We start from the raw sequence: 411 nt of genomic DNA on the forward strand, positions 1-411 counted from the left end.
CTGCGGCCACTGTCCTTCGCCAGCTGTACGGACTTGATGCCCAGGCGCTTGCGCAGGGTGCGAAGCTCGCGGCCCAGTTCGCCAGGATTGTTGATTTTGTCCATGATGCGCTGCATTTTAAGGACATTTGCCATCAACGTCCAACATGTAGGACAAGAATAAGGTTCAATCGTCCTGCTTGGCCTTTGAGACCCTGCGAAGAGCACTTGCACCGGGCATCCGGTGATGCGCGGCCGGCAAAGTCCCGTGCTTGCCGACCACCAAGACCAAGTGGATCAGCCCGACACGTGCCACTTTGGGACCTTGAAAAGCGCGCCAAACTGTGTCGAAACAACACTTCCCTTGGCGAACTGACGAGCGCCGCTCACTGTAATACCTCAATTGACAGTTCGCGACGAAATCAAGATTTAA

1 protein-coding gene is annotated in these 411 nt (G+C 55.2%); it reads right to left on the reverse strand.

What is annotated here, in order from left to right; translation table 11 throughout:
- Positions 1 to 165: 165 nt before the first annotated feature.
- Positions 166 to 411 (reverse strand): hypothetical protein (locus M3149_RS23355; protein ID WP_251711636.1); only part of this gene is annotated, 246 nt, incomplete at its 5' end.

This window comes from Hydrogenophaga intermedia, assembly GCF_023715105.1.
Lineage (GTDB): Bacteria > Pseudomonadota > Gammaproteobacteria > Burkholderiales > Burkholderiaceae_C > Hydrogenophaga > Hydrogenophaga intermedia_A.